Origin of the sequence: Georgenia sp. M64 (genome assembly GCF_038049925.1) — a bacterium.
Lineage (GTDB): Bacteria > Actinomycetota > Actinomycetes > Actinomycetales > Actinomycetaceae > Georgenia.
On the sequence record NZ_CP145809.1, the window covers coordinates 699,487 to 714,704 of the forward strand.

Annotated in this window: 18 protein-coding genes; 11 read left to right on the top strand and 7 right to left on the bottom strand. The window is 74.0% G+C overall.

Going from position 1 to position 15,218, the window contains the following annotated elements; translation table 11 throughout:
• Window positions 1-15: 15 nt before the first annotated feature.
• Together AAEM63_RS03075 and AAEM63_RS03080 are read right to left on the bottom strand one after the other, a co-directional pair.
• A complete protein-coding gene (locus tag AAEM63_RS03075) occupies window positions 16-681 on the bottom strand; it encodes a TrkA family potassium uptake protein (RefSeq protein ID WP_341360223.1) in 666 nt (221 codons plus the stop codon).
• 67 nt (window positions 682-748) lie between these two features.
• Window positions 749-2,146, bottom strand: a complete 1,398-nt coding sequence (locus tag AAEM63_RS03080; protein ID WP_341360224.1) for a potassium transporter TrkG — start codon at window positions 2,144-2,146, stop codon at window positions 749-751.
• A gap of 98 nt (window positions 2,147-2,244) precedes the next feature.
• Between AAEM63_RS03080 and AAEM63_RS03085 the strand changes: the two genes are divergently transcribed.
• The 3 genes from AAEM63_RS03085 to AAEM63_RS03095 all read left to right on the top strand — a co-directional run bounded on the left by AAEM63_RS03085 (window position 2,245) and on the right by AAEM63_RS03095 (window position 4,264).
• Window positions 2,245-3,426 (top strand): acetoin utilization protein AcuC, encoded by a 1,182-nt coding sequence (locus AAEM63_RS03085; RefSeq protein WP_341360225.1) that lies wholly within the window; start codon window positions 2,245-2,247, stop codon window positions 3,424-3,426.
• Window positions 3,427-3,792: 366 nt separating this feature from the next.
• On the top strand, window positions 3,793-4,008 hold the full coding sequence (locus tag AAEM63_RS03090) for a helix-turn-helix domain-containing protein (protein WP_123920416.1): 216 nt from the start codon (window positions 3,793-3,795) through the stop codon (window positions 4,006-4,008).
• A gap of 157 nt (window positions 4,009-4,165) precedes the next feature.
• Entirely contained in the window at window positions 4,166-4,264 is a 99-nt protein-coding gene (locus AAEM63_RS03095) for an AURKAIP1/COX24 domain-containing protein (protein ID WP_005504750.1), read from the top strand.
• A 155-nt stretch (window positions 4,265-4,419) separates the two neighbouring features.
• Here AAEM63_RS03095 and AAEM63_RS03100 read toward each other — a convergent pair whose 3' ends face one another.
• On the bottom strand, window positions 4,420-5,217 hold the full coding sequence (locus AAEM63_RS03100; protein WP_341360226.1) for an HAD-IB family hydrolase: 798 nt from the start codon (window positions 5,215-5,217) through the stop codon (window positions 4,420-4,422).
• Window positions 5,218-5,247: 30 nt separating this feature from the next.
• Here AAEM63_RS03100 and AAEM63_RS03105 point away from each other — a divergent pair, with 30 nt between their 5' ends.
• On the top strand, window positions 5,248-5,505 hold the full coding sequence (locus tag AAEM63_RS03105) for a glutaredoxin family protein (RefSeq protein WP_341360227.1): 258 nt from the start codon (window positions 5,248-5,250) through the stop codon (window positions 5,503-5,505).
• Window positions 5,506-5,614: 109 nt separating this feature from the next.
• Here the strand turns inward: AAEM63_RS03105 and AAEM63_RS03110 are convergent, their stop codons facing one another.
• On the bottom strand, window positions 5,615-6,166 hold the full coding sequence (locus tag AAEM63_RS03110) for a YceI family protein (RefSeq protein ID WP_341360228.1): 552 nt from the start codon (window positions 6,164-6,166) through the stop codon (window positions 5,615-5,617).
• Between the two features lie 225 nt (window positions 6,167-6,391).
• On the opposite strand from AAEM63_RS03110, the gene AAEM63_RS03115 reads away from it, so the two are divergent.
• The 6 genes from AAEM63_RS03115 to ccsB are packed head-to-tail and all read left to right on the top strand — an operon-like array spanning window position 6,392 to window position 11,858.
• Entirely contained in the window at window positions 6,392-6,973 is a 582-nt protein-coding gene (locus AAEM63_RS03115; protein WP_341360229.1) for a MarR family transcriptional regulator, read from the top strand.
• Window positions 6,974-7,018: 45 nt separating this feature from the next.
• Window positions 7,019-7,696 (top strand): histidine phosphatase family protein, encoded by a 678-nt coding sequence (locus AAEM63_RS03120; RefSeq protein WP_341360230.1) that lies wholly within the window; start codon window positions 7,019-7,021, stop codon window positions 7,694-7,696.
• Entirely contained in the window at window positions 7,693-8,286 is a 594-nt protein-coding gene (locus tag AAEM63_RS03125; protein ID WP_341360231.1) for a TlpA disulfide reductase family protein, read from the top strand. Before AAEM63_RS03120 ends, AAEM63_RS03125 begins: the two co-directional genes overlap by 4 nt.
• 7 nt (window positions 8,287-8,293) lie before the next feature.
• Window positions 8,294-9,064 (top strand): cytochrome c biogenesis protein CcdA, encoded by a 771-nt coding sequence (locus AAEM63_RS03130; RefSeq protein ID WP_341360232.1) that lies wholly within the window; start codon window positions 8,294-8,296, stop codon window positions 9,062-9,064.
• A complete protein-coding gene (locus AAEM63_RS03135) occupies window positions 9,064-10,821 on the top strand; it encodes a cytochrome c biogenesis protein ResB (protein ID WP_341360233.1) in 1,758 nt (585 codons plus the stop codon). The genes AAEM63_RS03130 and AAEM63_RS03135 overlap by 1 nt, the downstream gene beginning before the upstream one ends.
• A complete protein-coding gene (gene ccsB, locus AAEM63_RS03140; protein ID WP_341360234.1) occupies window positions 10,821-11,858 on the top strand; it encodes a c-type cytochrome biogenesis protein CcsB in 1,038 nt (345 codons plus the stop codon). The genes AAEM63_RS03135 and ccsB overlap by 1 nt, the downstream gene beginning before the upstream one ends.
• 68 nt (window positions 11,859-11,926) lie before the next feature.
• Here the strand turns inward: ccsB and AAEM63_RS03145 are convergent, their stop codons facing one another.
• On the bottom strand, window positions 11,927-12,457 hold the full coding sequence (locus AAEM63_RS03145; protein ID WP_341360235.1) for a PLD nuclease N-terminal domain-containing protein: 531 nt from the start codon (window positions 12,455-12,457) through the stop codon (window positions 11,927-11,929).
• A gap of 111 nt (window positions 12,458-12,568) precedes the next feature.
• Between AAEM63_RS03145 and AAEM63_RS03150 the strand changes: the two genes are divergently transcribed.
• Complete coding sequence (locus AAEM63_RS03150) at window positions 12,569-12,916, top strand: DUF4229 domain-containing protein (RefSeq protein ID WP_341360236.1); 348 nt, start codon at window positions 12,569-12,571, stop codon at window positions 12,914-12,916.
• Here the strand turns inward: AAEM63_RS03150 and AAEM63_RS03155 are convergent.
• The gene (locus AAEM63_RS03155) at window positions 12,900-13,781 is read right to left on the bottom strand and encodes a 1,4-dihydroxy-2-naphthoate polyprenyltransferase (RefSeq protein WP_341360237.1); all 882 of its coding nucleotides are present in this window, start codon (window positions 13,779-13,781) and stop codon (window positions 12,900-12,902) included. The two genes, AAEM63_RS03150 and AAEM63_RS03155, sit on opposite strands and share 17 nt — an antisense overlap.
• Window positions 13,782-13,826: 45 nt before the next feature.
• Entirely contained in the window at window positions 13,827-15,212 is a 1,386-nt protein-coding gene (locus tag AAEM63_RS03160) for an AMP-binding protein (RefSeq protein WP_341360238.1), read from the bottom strand.
• Between the last annotated feature and the right edge of the window lie 6 nt (window positions 15,213-15,218).

Sequence of the window (15,218 nt, forward strand, 5' to 3'; positions counted from 1 at the left end):
CGCGGATCACCGGCCTCACGGCCGGTGCGCGAACGTCTCCAGGAGGTTGGTGTCGCCGCTGACGATGAGCAGGTCGTCCCCACCGATCCGGGTGGCCGGGGTGGCGTACTCGAACGGCTCCCCGGGCGGCTTGACCCCGATGACCGTCACGCCGTACTTCTCCCGGATGCGCGACTCGGCCAGCGTGAACCCGTGGGTCTCCCGGGGCGGGCGCATCTTGACGATGGTGAACCCGTCCTCCATCTCGATGTAGTCGAGCATCCGCCCGGAGACCATGTGCGCCACGCGCTGGCCGGCGTCGTACTCGGGGTAGACCACGTGGTGCGCGCCGATGCGCCGCAGGATCCGGCCGTGCTCGGCGCTGACCGCCTTGGCCCAGATCTGCGGCATCTTGAGGTCTACGAGGTTGGCGGTGATGAGCACCGAGGCCTCGAGCGAGGTCCCCACGCCGACGACGGCGACCGGGAACTCCTCCGCCCCGAGCTGCTGCAGGGCCTCGGGGTTGGAGGCGTCGGCCTCGACCAGGGGCAGGCGGCTGGACCACTGCTGGACCAGGGCGGCGTCCTTCTCGACGGCGAGGACCTCGCGGCCGAGCCGGTCGAGGGTGGCGGCGAGCGCGGCACCGAACCGGCCGAGCCCGATGACGAGCACGCCGGAGTCCCGGGACTGCTCCTTGGCCATGGCTTCCTTCTTCCTTGTGCTGCGGGCCGCCCTGCTCGTGCTGCGGGCGGCCGGACCGCCGGGGGGCTCAGCCGATGATCGGCCGCTCGTTGGGCATGCGGATGACGCGGCGGCGCTCCCGCAGGGCGAGCGCCGCGGCCACGGTCATGGTGCCGGTTCGGCCGGCGAACATCAGCGCGGAGAGCAGGTACTTCCCGCTGTCGGGCAGGTTCGGGGTGATGCCGGTGCTCAGCCCCACGGTCGCGAAGGCGGAGATCACCTCGAAGAGGATGACGTCCAGGCGCATGTTCGTCAGCATGAGCAGGGCAAGCGTGGAGATCCCCACCAGGCTCGAGCCGATGAACGCCACCGACACGGCCAGACGCACGGTGGACGAGCCCACCCGGCGCCCGAAGGCCTCGATGTCACGGTCGCCGCGCGCCTCGGCGACGATCGCGAGGACCAGCACGGCGAACGTGGAGACCTTGATCCCACCGGCCGTCGACGCCGAGCCGCCACCGACGAACATCAGCGCGTCCAGCATGAACCACGTCGCCTCGCGCATCTCCCCGACGTCGACCGTGGACAGCCCCGACGAGCGGGGGGTGATCCCGTGCACCAGGCTGGCGAGGATCTTCTCGCTGAGCGAGAGCGGCCCGAAGGTCTTCTCGTTGGTCCACTCGAACACCGCGACGGCCAGGACGGCGCCGACGAACAGGGCCGCGTAGGTGACGAGGGTGAGCTTGGTGTGCAGGCTCCACCGTCGCGGCGTGCGCCGGACCCGCCAGACGTTGAGGATCACGGGGAAGCCGACGGCGCCCACGAACGTGCCGACGACGATGGGCAGGCCGATCCACCAGTCGCCGACGAAGGGGGCGAGCCCGCCCTCGAGGACGACGAAGCCGGCGTTGTTGAAGATGCTCAGGGCCATGAACAGCCCGTGCCACAGGGCCGACGGGACGGACTCGCCGAGGGTCAGGAACCGGGGCACCAGGATGACCGTGAGGATGGCCTCGACGACGAGGGAGGCGACGACGACGGCCCGGACGAGGGAACCGACCTCGCCGAGCCGGGCGGTCTTGGTCTCCGACGCCGCGAGCATCCGCTGGGTCAGGCCGATCCGCCTCGAGACCGCCAGGCCGAGGATCGAGGCCAGGGTCATGACGCCGAGGCCACCGATCTTGATGCCCACCAGCAGCACGGCCTGGCCGAAGCCCGACCAGTACGTCGCGGTGTCCACGGTGACGAGGCCGGTGACGCACACCGCGGAGGTGGCGTTGAACAGCGCGTCGGCGAACGGCGCGCGCTCGCCCGAGGCCGTGGCGATCGGCAGCGAGAGCAGCGCGGTCTCGATGGCGATGATCGAGGCGAAGACGAGCAGCGCCAGCCGGGCGGGGGAGGAGCGGGCGATGTGGTCGACCCAGTCCCGGCCGGTCGCGAGGAAGCCCGGGATCGCCGAATCGCGCACCGAACCCGCCCTGCGCACCAGCCCTCCCTCACCGTGGTGGAGCCACCTTGGCACATCGGCGCCCGGTGCACCTGCCGCACCCGCCGGGCCTGCGACCTGCCCGCTACGGTGTGGCCATGCCCACCGACGCGCTGCTGGTCTGGTCCGACGACCTCGTCAGCTACGACTTCGGCGTCGGCCACCCCATGACCCCCGTGCGCCTGCAGCTGACCCACGACCTCCTCGCCGACCTCGGCGTCCTCGCGTGGCCCGGGCTGCGCGTCCTCCCCGCGCCCGTCGCCGGCGACGAGGACCTGCGGCTGGTCCACACCGAGGACTACGTCGCGGACGTCCGCGCGGCGGAGGCCGACGGCCTGCCGCGACCCGAGCGGGGCATCGGCGACGGCGACACCCCGGTCTTCGGGCACCTCCACTCCGCCTCGGCCCGGATCGTGGGCTCGACCGTGACCGCCGCGCGCGAGGTGTGGGAGGGCCGCGCGGCCCGGGCGGTGAGCATCGCCGGGGGCATGCACCACGCCATGCCCGGGCGCGCGTCCGGCTTCTGCGTGTACAACGACGTGGCGGTGGCGATCGCGTGGCTGCTCGACCACGGCGCACGGAAGGTCGCCTACGTCGACCTCGACGCGCACCACGGCGACGGCGTCGAGCGGACGTTCTGGGACGACCCGCGGGTCCTGACGATCTCGGTCCACCAGCACCCCGGCTCGCTCTTCCCCGGCACCGGTTACGCGCAGGACACCGGCTCACCCCAGGCGCGGGGCACCGCCGTCAACGTCGCGCTGCCCGAGGGGACCGCCGGACCGGCGTGGCTGCGTGCCGTCGAGGCCGTCGCCGAGCCGCTGGTGCGCGAGTTCGAGCCCGACGTCCTGGTCAGCCAGCACGGGTGCGACTGCCACGGGTCGGACCCGCTCGCCGGGCTCGACGTCTCCGTCGACGCCCAGCGCTCGGCGGCCCTCCTCCTCGCCGAGCTCGCCGAGCGGCACGCCGGCGGTCGGTGGGTCGCCACCGGCGGCGGCGGGTACGAGGTGGTCGGCGTCGTGCCCCGGGCGTGGAGCCACCTGGTCGCCATCGTGGCGGGGCGGCCGCTCGACCCGGGAACGAAGGTTCCCCCCGCGTGGCGCGACCGGGTGGAGGACCTCACCGGCGAGGGCTCACCGGACACGATGTCCGACGGCGAGGAGGTCGCGCTGCGTCCGTTCGCCGAGGGGTACAACCCCGACGACCCCGTCGACCGCGCGATCATGGCCACCCGTCAGGCGGTCTTCCCCTGGCACGGGCTCGACCCGATCACCTCCTGACGCCGCTCGTCGACGGCGCCCGCCGCCCGTCGTCGACGACGACCCCCAGGCGAGGACCGCACGCCGACGACGACACTTCTGCCCCTCGTCGGCGACACCGTTGGCCCCCGCCGGCGACACCGCTGGCCCCCGCCGGCGACACCGCTGCCGCGCTCCGATACCGACCCGGTCGTCCTGCCGGCTGCCGTGTCACCTGTGTGGCCGCTGTGACGGCAGTGAAAACGGGGGCGAGACGTCCCGCCCGCCCCTGGCGTGCGGGGCACGCGCGTCGCAGGTGCGGCGATTCGTTTCCGTACGGCGCGATCTGGCCCTATATTTCGTCGGTAGGCAGCCGCCGTGGGCGGCCCAGACGACGGACGGGTGAGCATGGGCGAGCAGATGGGGGCGCCGCGGTTCCTCACCGTCGCCGAGGTGGCCGAGCTCATGCGCGTGTCCAAGATGACCGTGTACCGCATGGTCCACGCGGGCGAGCTGCCGGCCGTGCGGATGGGCCGTTCCTTCCGCGTCCCGCAGGCGGCGGTCGAGAACATCATCGCCGAGGGTCTGGGCGACTGGGGCCAGGAGAGCGCCCAGAGCCGCTGAGCCACCGGTTCAGGCGCCGGTCCCGCCGGTGCAAGAGCCCCTCAGCCGCCGGTAGCGGCGCCGGCCCGCGTTGCGGGTAGACTCGCCCTGTTCTGCGCGCGGCCGGTCCGGCCGCGCGCGCCCGTGTCCCGCTCGATCAGCACCTGCGAGGTCCCCTATGGGTTCTGTCATCAAGAAGCGCCGCAAGCGCATGTCGAAGAAGAAGCACCGCAAGCTGCTTCGCAAGACCCGTCACCAGCGTCGCAACAAGAAGTGACGTCCCGGCGCTGACGCGCCCGCGATCCCAGGCCCGACCGTCCACGGTCGGGCCTGCGTCGTCCCTGGACGTGTCCACGTCCCCCCAGGTCCGGCGGGTCTGACGCCCCGGCCCGGCCCGTCACCTGCCCGACGGGCGTGCGCAGCGGGTCCGGGTCAGCCCCGCACGCGCCGTAGGCCGGCCCGGACGACGGCGGTGACCGCCCAGACCGTCCCCGTCCAGCTCGCCGACCTGGCGCCGGTGCGCAGGTCCTGCTTCATCGACCGTCGGCGACGAGCGAAGTCGCGGACCGGCCAGCCCTCCTCGGCGGCGCGCAGCCGCAGCCGCGGCTCGGGGTTGATCGCCACCGGGTGCCCGACCGCCGAGAGCAGCGCGGCGTCGTTGATGGAGTCCCCGTAGGCGTAGCAGCGCGCGAGGTCCAGGCCCCGTTCGGCGACCAGGGCCCGCACGGCCACCTCCTTGCCGGCGCCGTGGAGCATCGTGCCGTCGAGCTCGCCGGTGTAGAAGCCGTCCTTGCTCGCCGCGCGGGTGCCGAGCGCACCGGTGGCGCCGAGCCGTCGGGCGATGAGGTCGGAGATCTCCGTCGGGGTGGCCGTGATGAGCCAGACCTCGTGACCGGCACCGAGGTGCCCGTCGATGAGCGCCCGGGTCGCCGGGAACACCCGGGAGTCGAGCACCTCGTCGTAGACCTCCTCGCCGATCGAGATGATCTCGGCGACGGAGTGCCCGCGCATGATCCGCAGCGCGCGGGCCTTGATCCGGGCGATCCGGGTGAGGCTCTCGCCGCGCACCATGAACGCGACGGACTGCCGGGCGAAGAAGAAGATGTCGCGCACACCGAAGAACCCGCGCCGGTGGAGCTCACGGGCGAGGTGGTAGGCGCTGGCCCCGCGGATGACGGTGTTGTCGACGTCGAAGAACGCCGCCGCGCCGGTGTGAGGGGGCTGGGACACGTCGGCAGCCTACGACGTAGGGTCGCGGGCATGGACGACGTCAGAAATCCGCAACCGCGCGTGGTGCTCTACGGGCGGGTGGGCTGCCACCTCTGCCACGACGCCCGCTCGGCGCTCGAGCAGGTGGCAGAGCAGACCGGCGAGCGCTTCGCCGAGGTGGACATCGACACCGACCCCGCTATGCGCGAGCGCTACAGCGACCTCGTGCCGGTCGTCACCGTCGACGGCACCGAGCAGGGGCACTGGCACATCGACCCGGCGAGGGTCCTGGCGGCGCTGAACCGCTGAACCGCCGGGACGACGACGACGGCGGCGCCGAGGCGCCGCCGTCGCGGTGGTGTGCGGTCCGGTCGGACCGGTGCCGTCCCGGCAGCGGGCTGCCGGGACGGCGAGGGGGTCAGGCGTTGGCGTCGATCTGGGCGGGCACGGCCGCGACCTCGAGGCCGATCTTGACCTTGTCGCCGACGAGGAAGCCGCCGGTCTCCATGGCCGCGTTCCAGGTGAGGCCGAAGTCCTTGCGGGAGATCTCGGTCTCGGCGGAGAAGCCGATCCGGGGGGTGCCGAAGGCGTCCACGACGGAGCCGTTGAACTCGGTGGCGAGCTCGACGGGCTTGGTCACGCCGTTGATGGTGAGGTCGCCCTTGATGACGAAGTCCTCGCCCGAGCCCTCGACCGCGGTGGAGACGAAGGTCCAGGTGGGCTTGCTCTCGGCGTCCCAGAAGTCGGCGGAGCGGAGGTGGCCGTCGCGGTTGGCGTCGCCGGTGTTGATGGAGGCGGCGTCGATCGTGACGGTCACGGTCGAGGCGGTGAAGGGCTCCGCCACGACGACCTGGCCCTCGAACCGCTCGAACTTGCCGCGCACCTTGGAGATGCCGGCGTGACGGACGGTGAAGGCGACGTCGCTGTGGGACTGGTCGATCGTGTAGGTGCCGCTGGGAACCGTGCTCATGGTGCTCTCCTCAGGTGGGACGAAGTAGTTGACATTTGAACTATATACTGAGGGGGTCGGGACGGCGCAAGGGCTGTCCCGACGCGTGGACGGTGAGTGCGGCCACAGCCGCCGGTGACCCGGCTCAGCGCGCGGCCACCGTGTACCGACGGCACCGCCCCTGCCGTCCCGCTGCGCCCCGTGCCAGACTTGACCAGGCACTCGCCGTGCCGAGGAGGACGACCCATGCCAGCCCTGACCGAGCCCCGCTGGCTCGACGCCGACCAGCAGCGCAGCTGGCGTGCCCTGCTCCGCGGCTCCGCGAAGCTCTTCGAGGACCTCAACCACGACCTCGAGCGCGACTCCGGGCTGTCTCTCAACGAGTACGAGGTGCTGGTGCGCCTGTCCGAGGCCGAGGGGCGGACCATGCGCATGTCGGCCCTGGCGGCGGACCTGGTGCACTCGCGCTCGCGGCTCACCCACACCATCCGCCGCATGGAGTCGGACGGGCTGGTCGAGCGCACCACGTGCGCCATGGACCGCCGGGGCGTGAACTGCACGATGACCCCGGCGGGCTTCGCACGCCTCGAGGCGGCCGCCCCGCACCACGTCGAGTCCGTGCGTGAGCGGCTGGTCGACCGGATCACCCCGGCGCAGATGCGTGAGCTCGGCGAGATCATGGCCGTGCTCGCCGAGGACGCCGGCTCCGGCGAGGACGCACGGGACGGCCGCGACGCCGACGAGAGTGCACCGGAAGGCGTCGACGCCGGCGAGCGGTCACCGGACGGCACCGACGCCGGCGAGCGGTCGGAGCGCATCGCCTCCTGAGCGCCCGGTGCACGGACCGCGCCCAGGGTTTGCGACACTGGGGGGATGCAGCGAACGACCGTCCACCTCATGCGCCACGGCGAGGTGCACAACCCGCACGGGATCCTCTACGGACGCCAGCCGGGCTACCGGCTCTCCGACCGTGGCCAGGAGATGGTCCGGCGGGTCGCGGACGTCCTGCGCGAGGGCGGCAGCGACGTGCGGGCCGTCGTCGCCTCGCCGCTCCAGCGGGCCCAGGAGAGCGCGCGCCCGACCGCCGAGGCCTACGGCCTCGACCTGGGCACCGACGACCGGCTCATCGAGGCCGGGAACCACTTCGAGGGCCTCGCGGTCAACCGCAACCGCGCGATGCTGGCGCACCCGCGTCACTGGCGCTACTACGTCAACCCGTTGCTTCCGAGCTGGGGCGAGCCGTACACCGAGATCATCACGCGCATGAGCGCCGCGGTCTCCGGCGCCCTGACCACCGCGGTCGGCGGCGAGGCCGTCCTGGTCAGCCACCAGCTGCCCATCTGGACCATGCGGCGGTTCGTCGAGCGCCTCCCCCTCGTGCACGACCCGCGCCGTCGCCAGTGCGCCCTCGCCTCGCTCACCTCCCTGGACTTCGACGGGCGACGGCTCGTCGGTGTGCGCTACAGCGAGCCCGCCGGCGAGCTCCTCGTCGGTGCCACCGACATGGTCCCGGGGACCTCGGCGGCGGCGGAGAACGAGGGCGACGAGTGACGGTACGGGTCCTCACCCGGCGTGCCCTGCTCGGCGTGCTCGCTGCCGGGGTGCTCACGGCGTGCGCGCCGGGCGGCTCGACGGGGGCGCCCGGTGGCGCGGCCGACGCCGGCTACGTCGCGGGCGACGGCTCGTTCGCCACGTGGACGCCCGACGAGCGCGGTGACGCCGTCGAGCACACGGGGACCAGCTACTCCGGCGAGGAGATCGACCTCGCCACCTGGCGCGGCGACGTCGTCGTCATGAACTTCTGGTACGCCGCCTGCCCGCCGTGCCGGAAGGAGGCGCCGGACCTCGTGGCGCTGCACGAGGACTACGCGGGCGAGGGGGTGCGGCTGCTCGGGGTCAACCCGCGCGACGACGTCGGCACCGCGCAGGCCTTCGAGCGCACCTTCGCCATCCCCTACCCCTCCCTCCACGACGAGGGCGCCCGCGCCGTCGCCGCCTTCGAGGGGGTGGTGCCTCTGCAGGCGATGCCCACCACGGTCGTCCTCGACCGCGCCGGACGGGTCGCCGCACGCGTCCTCGGTCAGGTCGACCCCGTGGTGCTGCGCGGGCTCGTCGACGACGTCCTCGCCGAGGAGGCCTGAGCCGGCCGTGTGGGAGCAGATCGCTGAGCTCTTCCAGCGGACGGTCGTGGACGGGTCGATGCTGGCGGCTCTGCCCGTCGCCGTGCTCGCCGGCCTGGTCTCCTTCGCGTCCCCGTGCGTGCTGCCGCTGCTGCCGGGCTACGTCGGCTACCTCGGCGGCATGGCCGGGGCCTCGACGCCCGGCGCCCGGCCGGGGCGCGGCAACGGCCGGCTCCTCGCGGGGGTGCTGCTCTTCGTCGCCGGCTTCACCGCCGTCTTCGTCCTGCTCTCCCTCGTCTTCTCGGTGGTGGGGCTGGCGCTCGCGGCGCGGATGGACACGATCCTGCAGGTCATGGGCGTCGTCGTCATCGTCATGGGGCTGGCGTTCATGGGCTACCTCCCGTTGCTGCAGAACGAGCGCCGCCCCCACGTCGCGCCCCGGGCGGGTCTGCTCGGCGCGCCCGTCCTCGGCGCCGTCTTCGGGCTGGGCTGGGCCCCGTGCATCGGCCCGACCCTCGCGGCCGTCCTGACCCTGTCCCTCGGCGGCGCGGACCCCGCGCGCGGCGTGGCCCTGGCCGTCGCGTACTGCCTGGGCCTGGGCATCCCCTTCGTCGCCCTCGCCATGGCGTTCTCACGCTCGGCGCGGCTCCTCGGCTTCCTCCGGCGCCACCGCCGGACCATCCAGCGCCTGGGCGGCGGCCTCCTGGTCCTGCTCGGCATCGCCCTGGTCACCGGCCTGTGGGGCGAGCTCACGGCCTACCTCCAGGGGCTGGTCGCCGACTTCGAGACGGTGGTGTGATGGTTCGCCAGCTCGACACGGACCCGACGAACCTCAGCTCCAAGGCGGGGCAGGGCCAGGAGCCCGCGCCCACCGCCGGGGGGTCCGGCGGAGAGTCCGGCCGGCCTGCCGGCGGGCCCACGCAGACGGCGATCGGCGTGCGCGGCTGGCTGCGCTGGACGTGGCGTCAGCTCACGAGCATGCGGGTGGCGTTGCTGCTCCTGCTCCTCCTGGCGGTCGCGGCGGTGCCGGGCTCCCTCTTCCCGCAGGCCCCTCAGGACGCGGCGGCGGTGACCGAGTACTACCTCGAGCACCCCGACCTCGCCCCCTGGCTGGACCGGATGGGGTTCTTCGACGTCTACGCCTCACCGTGGTTCGCGGCGGTGTACCTGCTGCTGTTCACGTCCCTCATCGGCTGCATCCTCCCCAGGGTCGCCGTGCACTGGCGGGCGCTGCGCTCGGCGCCCCCGCGGGTGCCGCGCAGCTTCTCGCGTTTCGACGTGCGGGCCGAGCGTGCCCTCGGCGAGACGCCCGCCGTCGTCGAGGGCAAGGTTCTCGCGGCGCTGAGGGGCCGCTACCGGGCGGTGGTGACCCCGGACGGGATCACCGCCGAACGCGGCTACCTGCGCGAGAGCGGCAACCTGCTGTTCCACCTCTCCCTCGTCGGCATCCTCGTCTCGCTCGCCGCCGGGCAGCTCTACAGCTTCCGCGGGCAGGCGATCGTCGTCGAGGGGGAGTCCTTCGCCAACTCGGTCCTGGCCTACGACTCCTTCGAGCCCGGCACCTTCTTCGACACCGACAGCCTCGACCCGTTCACCCTCACCCTCGAGGACTTCAGCTCGACGTTCACCGTGGACGCCCAGGCCCGGGACTTCAACGCCCGGGTGCGTGTCGCGGAGCCCGACGGCACCGAGCGGACCGAGGACATCCGGGTCAACCGCCCCCTCGACGTCAACGGTGCGAACGTCTACCTCTCGGGCAACGGCTACGCCCCACGCATCACGGTCCGTGACGGCGCGGGCGAGCTCGCGTTCGACGGCACCGTGCCGTTCCTGCCGCAGGACGGGGTCTACACCTCCAAGGGGGTCATCAAGGTCCCGGACGTCACCGGCGGGCAGGAGCAGCTGGGCCTGACCGGGATGTTCCTGCCGACGGCGGTCCTGGACGACGGCGGGGCGGGCGTGCGCTCGGTGCACCCCGACCCGAGCGCGCCGCTCATGGTGCTGACGCTGTGGGCGGGCGACCTCGGTCTGGACGACGGCGCCCCGCAGAACGTCTACGTCCTCGACACCGACGCGATGCGGCAGGTGTACGAGCCCGCGGAGGACGGTTCTGCCGGGTCCGCGGACGGCGGGCAGCGACCCGTGACCCTCTTCCTCGCGCCCGGGGAGACGGTGGAGCTGCCCGAGGGGCTCGGGACGGTGACGTTCGAGTCGCTGCCGCGCTTCGCGGCGCTCGACCTGCGCTACGACCCCTCCCTCACCGCGCTGCTGGTGTCCTCGGTGCTGGCGATGGTCGGCCTGTTCGGGTCGCTGTTCGTCCCCCGTCGTCGCCTGTGGGTGCGGCTGGCTCCCGGGCCGGACGGCGGCACGCGGCTCTCGGCCGCGGCGCTCGCCCGTGGCGACGACCCAGGTCTGGCGGCCGATCTCGACCGGGTGCTCGGCGCCGTCGGGCCGCCCGCCACCGTGCCGACCGGCGGACCGGCAGGGCACAATGACGACGACGCCGCTCCCGGCGTCCCGGGTGGCACGGGTCCCCGTGCCGAGGAAGGACACTGATGCCGGAGAGCGACCTCGGGCAGCTCAGCACGCTGCTCGTCTACGGCGCGATGGCCGCCTACACGGTGGCCCTGGTGGGCTTCGCCGTCGACCTGTCGGGGCTGCGTGACCGCGGCCCGGCCGGCCGGCGCCGCCGCGCCGTCGGGATCGCGATGTCGACCACCTGGGTGGCGGCGGGTCTGCACCTGGCCGGCCTGCTCGTGCGGGCGGTGGCAGCGGGCCGGGTGCCGTGGGCGAACATGTACGAGTTCTCGCTCCTGTCGACCTTCATCGCCGTCGCGGTGTTCCTCGGCCTCCAGCGCGGCCGGGACCTGCGCGTGCTCGGCACCTTCGTCACCGGGCCCGTCCTGCTCTCCCTCGGCGTCGCGGTGTCGGTGCTCTACGTCAAGGCCGACGGCGTCCAGCCCGCACTCGCCAGCTACTGGCTGGTCATCCACGTCTCCATCGCCACAATCGCCTCCGGGGTCCTGGCCGTCGCCGCGGTGCTCTCGCTGCTCCAGCTCGTCCAGGAGCGCGCGGAGCTGCGGCGGGCGTCCGGCGACGCCGGCACCGGGACCCGCCTCGACGCCGTCCCCGGCGAAGCCGCCGGGCCGGGTGACGACGGCACGCCCCTCACCGGCACGCCTCTCCCCGGCACGGCGACGGCCGGTGGGGTGGACACGGTGGAGGCGCCTGCCGCCACGCGGACGGGCCTGTGGGGCCGGCTGCTGGAGTCCCTGCCGGTGTCCGGCGAGCTCGAGCGGCTCTCCTTCCGCCTCAACGCGGTCGGGTTCATGCTGTGGACCTTCACCATCATCGCCGGCGCGATCTGGGCCGAGCACGCCTGGGGCCGGCCGTGGGGCTGGGACCCCAAGGAGGTGTGGTCGTTCGTCGTGTGGGTGATCTACGCCGCGTACCTCCACGCACGCGCCACCCGTGGCTGGGAGGGCCGTCGCTCCGCGTACCTCTCGCTGGCCGGGTTCGCGGCGATCCTCGTGAACTACTTCGTCGTCAACCTCGTCTTCACCGGCCTGCACTCCTACAGCGGACTCGGCTGAGCTGCGGGGCGGCACTCACTCGGGATCATCTGAACGGACCCCGCCGAGCACCGGGACGGGCGTCAGGGTCAGGCCTGACGGGGCGGCTGCGCCCCGGCGTCGCCGTCCTCGACGTCGCGGCCCGGGTGCGGCTCGGCGCCGCCGTGGGCGGCCTCGTCGGGGGAGTGGGGCGCGTCGTCCGGCGAGACCTCATCGGGGGACCGGGGCGGGCGGCCGTCGTCCGTGACCGGTCCACCCGCGGGGTCCGCGGCCTCCTTCGCCCGGCGCTCACGCTCGCGGCGACGCCGCTCCGTCTCGAGCCGGGCGAGGAACTCCGGGTCGTCGTCGGGCGCGACCGGCCCGCGCGGACCGCGGGGGCCGCGCGGCGACGGGCGACCGGGTCCGCGTCCGGGCGACGGCGGGGAGGTGCGTCCGCCGCGGGCGAACCTGCTCACGGCCAGCCACGCCAGGGCGCCGAGGCCCGGGAAGACGAGGATCAGGGCGGCCCACAGGACCTTCGGGATGCCCACGGGCATGGAGTCCTCGGGCGTGCGCACGCAGTCGATGAAGGCGTACACCACCAGCGCCACGAGAAGGACGACGGGAACGATCCGGGCCATCCACCAAGGGTAGTCGGCGCGGCGTCCCGGCGCCGGACCGGGCATCGAGCCGGCACGGACCCGGCGGTCCCGTCGGCGTCCGGGGCTCCGCCGCCGCCGTACCCTGGGTGGGTGCGTCTGGTCGTCTACTCCCTGTTGCGCCTGCTCATGGTTCTCGCTGCCGCCGGCGTGCTCTACCTCGTCGGGCTGCGGTCGTGGGCCCTGTGGGCCGCTGCGATCGTGGTCGCCGCCCTGGTGTCCTACGTGGTCCTCGGGCGTCAGCGCGCCGCGGCAGCAGCGGTCCTGGCTGCGCACGACCCCACGCGGGGTGCTACCGACCGCCTCGCCAGGGCCGGTGACGCCGACGCCGCGTACGAGGACGCCGTGCTCGACGCCGACCCGCCCGCCGGCCAGAACCCTGAGCGTCAGGCCGGCGCGGACGGGCAGCTCGGCGACGGTGCGCTCAGCCCTGACCGCTGAGCGCCAGGCCGACGCCGAGCAGCACCCCGTAGGCGAGCTCGAGCAGCCCGGTGTCGCGCAGGATCACGATGAGGTCGCGGCCCGCGGCGCCGCCGAGGACGATCCGGGACAGGCGAACCACCCACGGCACCAGGACGAGGACGAGCAGCGCCCAGGGCGAGACCGTCGCGGCGAGGACGCCGAGCACGACGGGTAGGGCGATCATCGCCACGTAGGTCAGACGGGCCCGGCGGTCCCCGAGCAGCACCGCGAGCGTGGTCTTGCCGACCTGGGAGTCCGTGGGGATGTCGCGGATGTTGTTGACCATGAGCAGCGCGCACGCGACGAGGCCGACGCCCGCGGCGCCCGCCCACGCCGTCCAGGGCAGGCTGCCCGCCTGGGTCCACAGCGTGCCCAGGGTCGCCATGAGCCCGAAGAAGAGGAACACCCCCACCTCGCCGAGGCCGAGGTAGCCGTACGGACGGCTCCCCCCGGTGTACCCCCACGCCGCGGCGATCGCCAGCACGCCCAGGGCGAGCAGCCACCACGCCGCCGAGACGGCCACCAGCACCAGACCGAGGAGCGCGCCGACGGCGAGGGCGAGGATCGCCGCCCGCTTGACGGTGGCGGGGCCGGCCTTGCCGCCGCCGGTCAGGCGCGGCGGGCCGGTGCGGACGTCGTCGGTCCCGCGCACGCCGTCGGAGTAGTCGTTCGCGAAGTTCACGCCCACCTGGAGTGCCAGGGCCACGCCGGCCGCGAGGAGCGCCCGCACCGGCGACGCGGCACCCAGGCCGACGGCCGCGCCGGTCCCCAGCACGACGGGTGCGACGGCGGCGGGCAGCGTGCGCAGCCGCGCGCCCTCGAGCCAGTCGGAGAGGGTGGCCATGGGGCTCCGTCATCGTGAGGCTCGCGCGGGTCGCGAGCGGACGGCTCAGGATATCGGTCGGCCCGCGCTGCCCGTCTCGTGCGCCTGCCGGTCGATGCCGTGCCGCTCGACGCCGGGCCCTCCAGGGTCGGCCAACGCCTCGCGGGCCAGCCGGGCGACCGCCAGCCGGTCGACCTTGCCCGGACCGCGCAGCGGAAGCGCGTCGACGCGCACCAGGGCCCGCGGCGCGTGGGCGGCGCCGAGCTCCGCGGACACCGCCGCCCGCAGCTCGGCGAGGGTGCCGCCGGCGGTGGTGACGGCGGTGACCAGCTCGCCCCACTCGTCGTCCGGCACGCCGACGACGACCACGCCTGGTCCGGCCACCCGCTCGACGGCCGTCGGCGCGACCTTCACACCGCCCGTGTTGATGAGGTCGTCGACCCTGCCGAGCACGGTGAGGCGCACGCCCTGCGGGCCGTGGTCCAGCCGGCCGCGGTCGGACGTGCGCAGCCACCGCTCCCCGGCCTCGACGGCGAACGGACCGCCGTCGGGTTCGTCGAGGTAACCGCTCGCGAGCATGGCGCCGGCGATCTCCACCCGCCCGTCCGTCGTGGTACGCAACCGGACGCCCGGCAGCGGTACGCCGTCGTACACGCACCCGCCGCCGGTCTCGGTCATGCCGTACGTGGTCACCACCCTCAGGCCGGCCGCCCGGGCCTGAGCGAGCGTGGCCGGTGGGGTCGCGGCGCCGCCCACGAGGATGGCGGCGACACGACGCAGCGGCACCACGGCACCCGGACCTGCATCCAGTACCCGCACCAGCTGAGTCGGAACCAGCGAGAGGTAGCCGGGCGCGTCGTCGGGCATGGCGGTGACCGCCTCGGCCAGGGCGGCGGGGTCGAAACCGGCGGAGGTGTCGAGCAGGACGGGCGTCGTGCCGGCGACGACGGAGCGCACGAGGACCTGGAGGCCGGCGACGTGGTGGGCCGGGACCGCGAGCACCCAGCGCCCCGGCCCGCCGAGCCGCGCGTGGGTCGCTCGGGCCGATGCGACGAGCGCCGCGGCGCCGAGTGCCACGAGGTGGCCGGTGCCGGTCGTCGACCCGGACGTCCGCAGGATCACCGCCGTGTCCGCAGGGACCTCGGTCCGGAGGCGGGCGGCGACGGCGGCGAGAGGGTCGTTCTCGTCCGGGTCGTGCGGCACCAGCACACTCGGCCCGTCGATCCCGTCGATCCCGTCGATCCCGTCGATCCCGTCCGGGCCCCCGGCGCCGTCGACCCGTCCGCCGTGGCTCCCCGCCGCGACCGGGACCTCGCCGTCGTCCAGGGTGCCGCGGAGCCGAAGCTCGAGTGCACGTCGCAGCCCGGAGACGACGACGGGATCCCGCCCGCCGGGGACGGCGACGAGCCGCGCTCCGCTGCGTACGGCCGACGCGCCAGGCTCCGAGGTCACCCTGCC

Bases quoted from the DNA above. Each gene is read 5' to 3' on its own strand.
- AAEM63_RS03095 (WP_005504750.1), top strand. From the start codon at position 4,166: ATGGGTTCTGTCATCAAGAAGCGCCGCAAGCGCATGTCGAAGAAGAAG.
- AAEM63_RS03105 (WP_341360227.1), top strand. From the start codon at position 5,248: ATGGACGACGTCAGAAATCCGCAACCGCGCGTGGTGCTCTACGGGCGG.
- AAEM63_RS03120 (WP_341360230.1), top strand. From the start codon at position 7,019: ATGCAGCGAACGACCGTCCACCTCATGCGCCACGGCGAGGTGCACAAC.
- AAEM63_RS03155 (WP_341360237.1), bottom strand. From the start codon at position 13,781: ATGGCCACCCTCTCCGACTGGCTCGAGGGCGCGCGGCTGCGCACGCTG.
- AAEM63_RS03115 (WP_341360229.1), top strand. From the start codon at position 6,392: ATGCCAGCCCTGACCGAGCCCCGCTGGCTCGACGCCGACCAGCAGCGC.
- ccsB (WP_341360234.1), top strand. From the start codon at position 10,821: ATGCCGGAGAGCGACCTCGGGCAGCTCAGCACGCTGCTCGTCTACGGC.
- AAEM63_RS03085 (WP_341360225.1), top strand. From the start codon at position 2,245: ATGCCCACCGACGCGCTGCTGGTCTGGTCCGACGACCTCGTCAGCTAC.
- AAEM63_RS03110 (WP_341360228.1), bottom strand. From the start codon at position 6,166: ATGAGCACGGTTCCCAGCGGCACCTACACGATCGACCAGTCCCACAGC.
- AAEM63_RS03075 (WP_341360223.1), bottom strand. From the start codon at position 681: ATGGCCAAGGAGCAGTCCCGGGACTCCGGCGTGCTCGTCATCGGGCTC.
- AAEM63_RS03135 (WP_341360233.1), top strand. From the start codon at position 9,064: ATGGTTCGCCAGCTCGACACGGACCCGACGAACCTCAGCTCCAAGGCG.
- AAEM63_RS03090 (WP_123920416.1), top strand. From the start codon at position 3,793: ATGGGCGAGCAGATGGGGGCGCCGCGGTTCCTCACCGTCGCCGAGGTG.
- AAEM63_RS03145 (WP_341360235.1), bottom strand. From the start codon at position 12,457: ATGGCCCGGATCGTTCCCGTCGTCCTTCTCGTGGCGCTGGTGGTGTAC.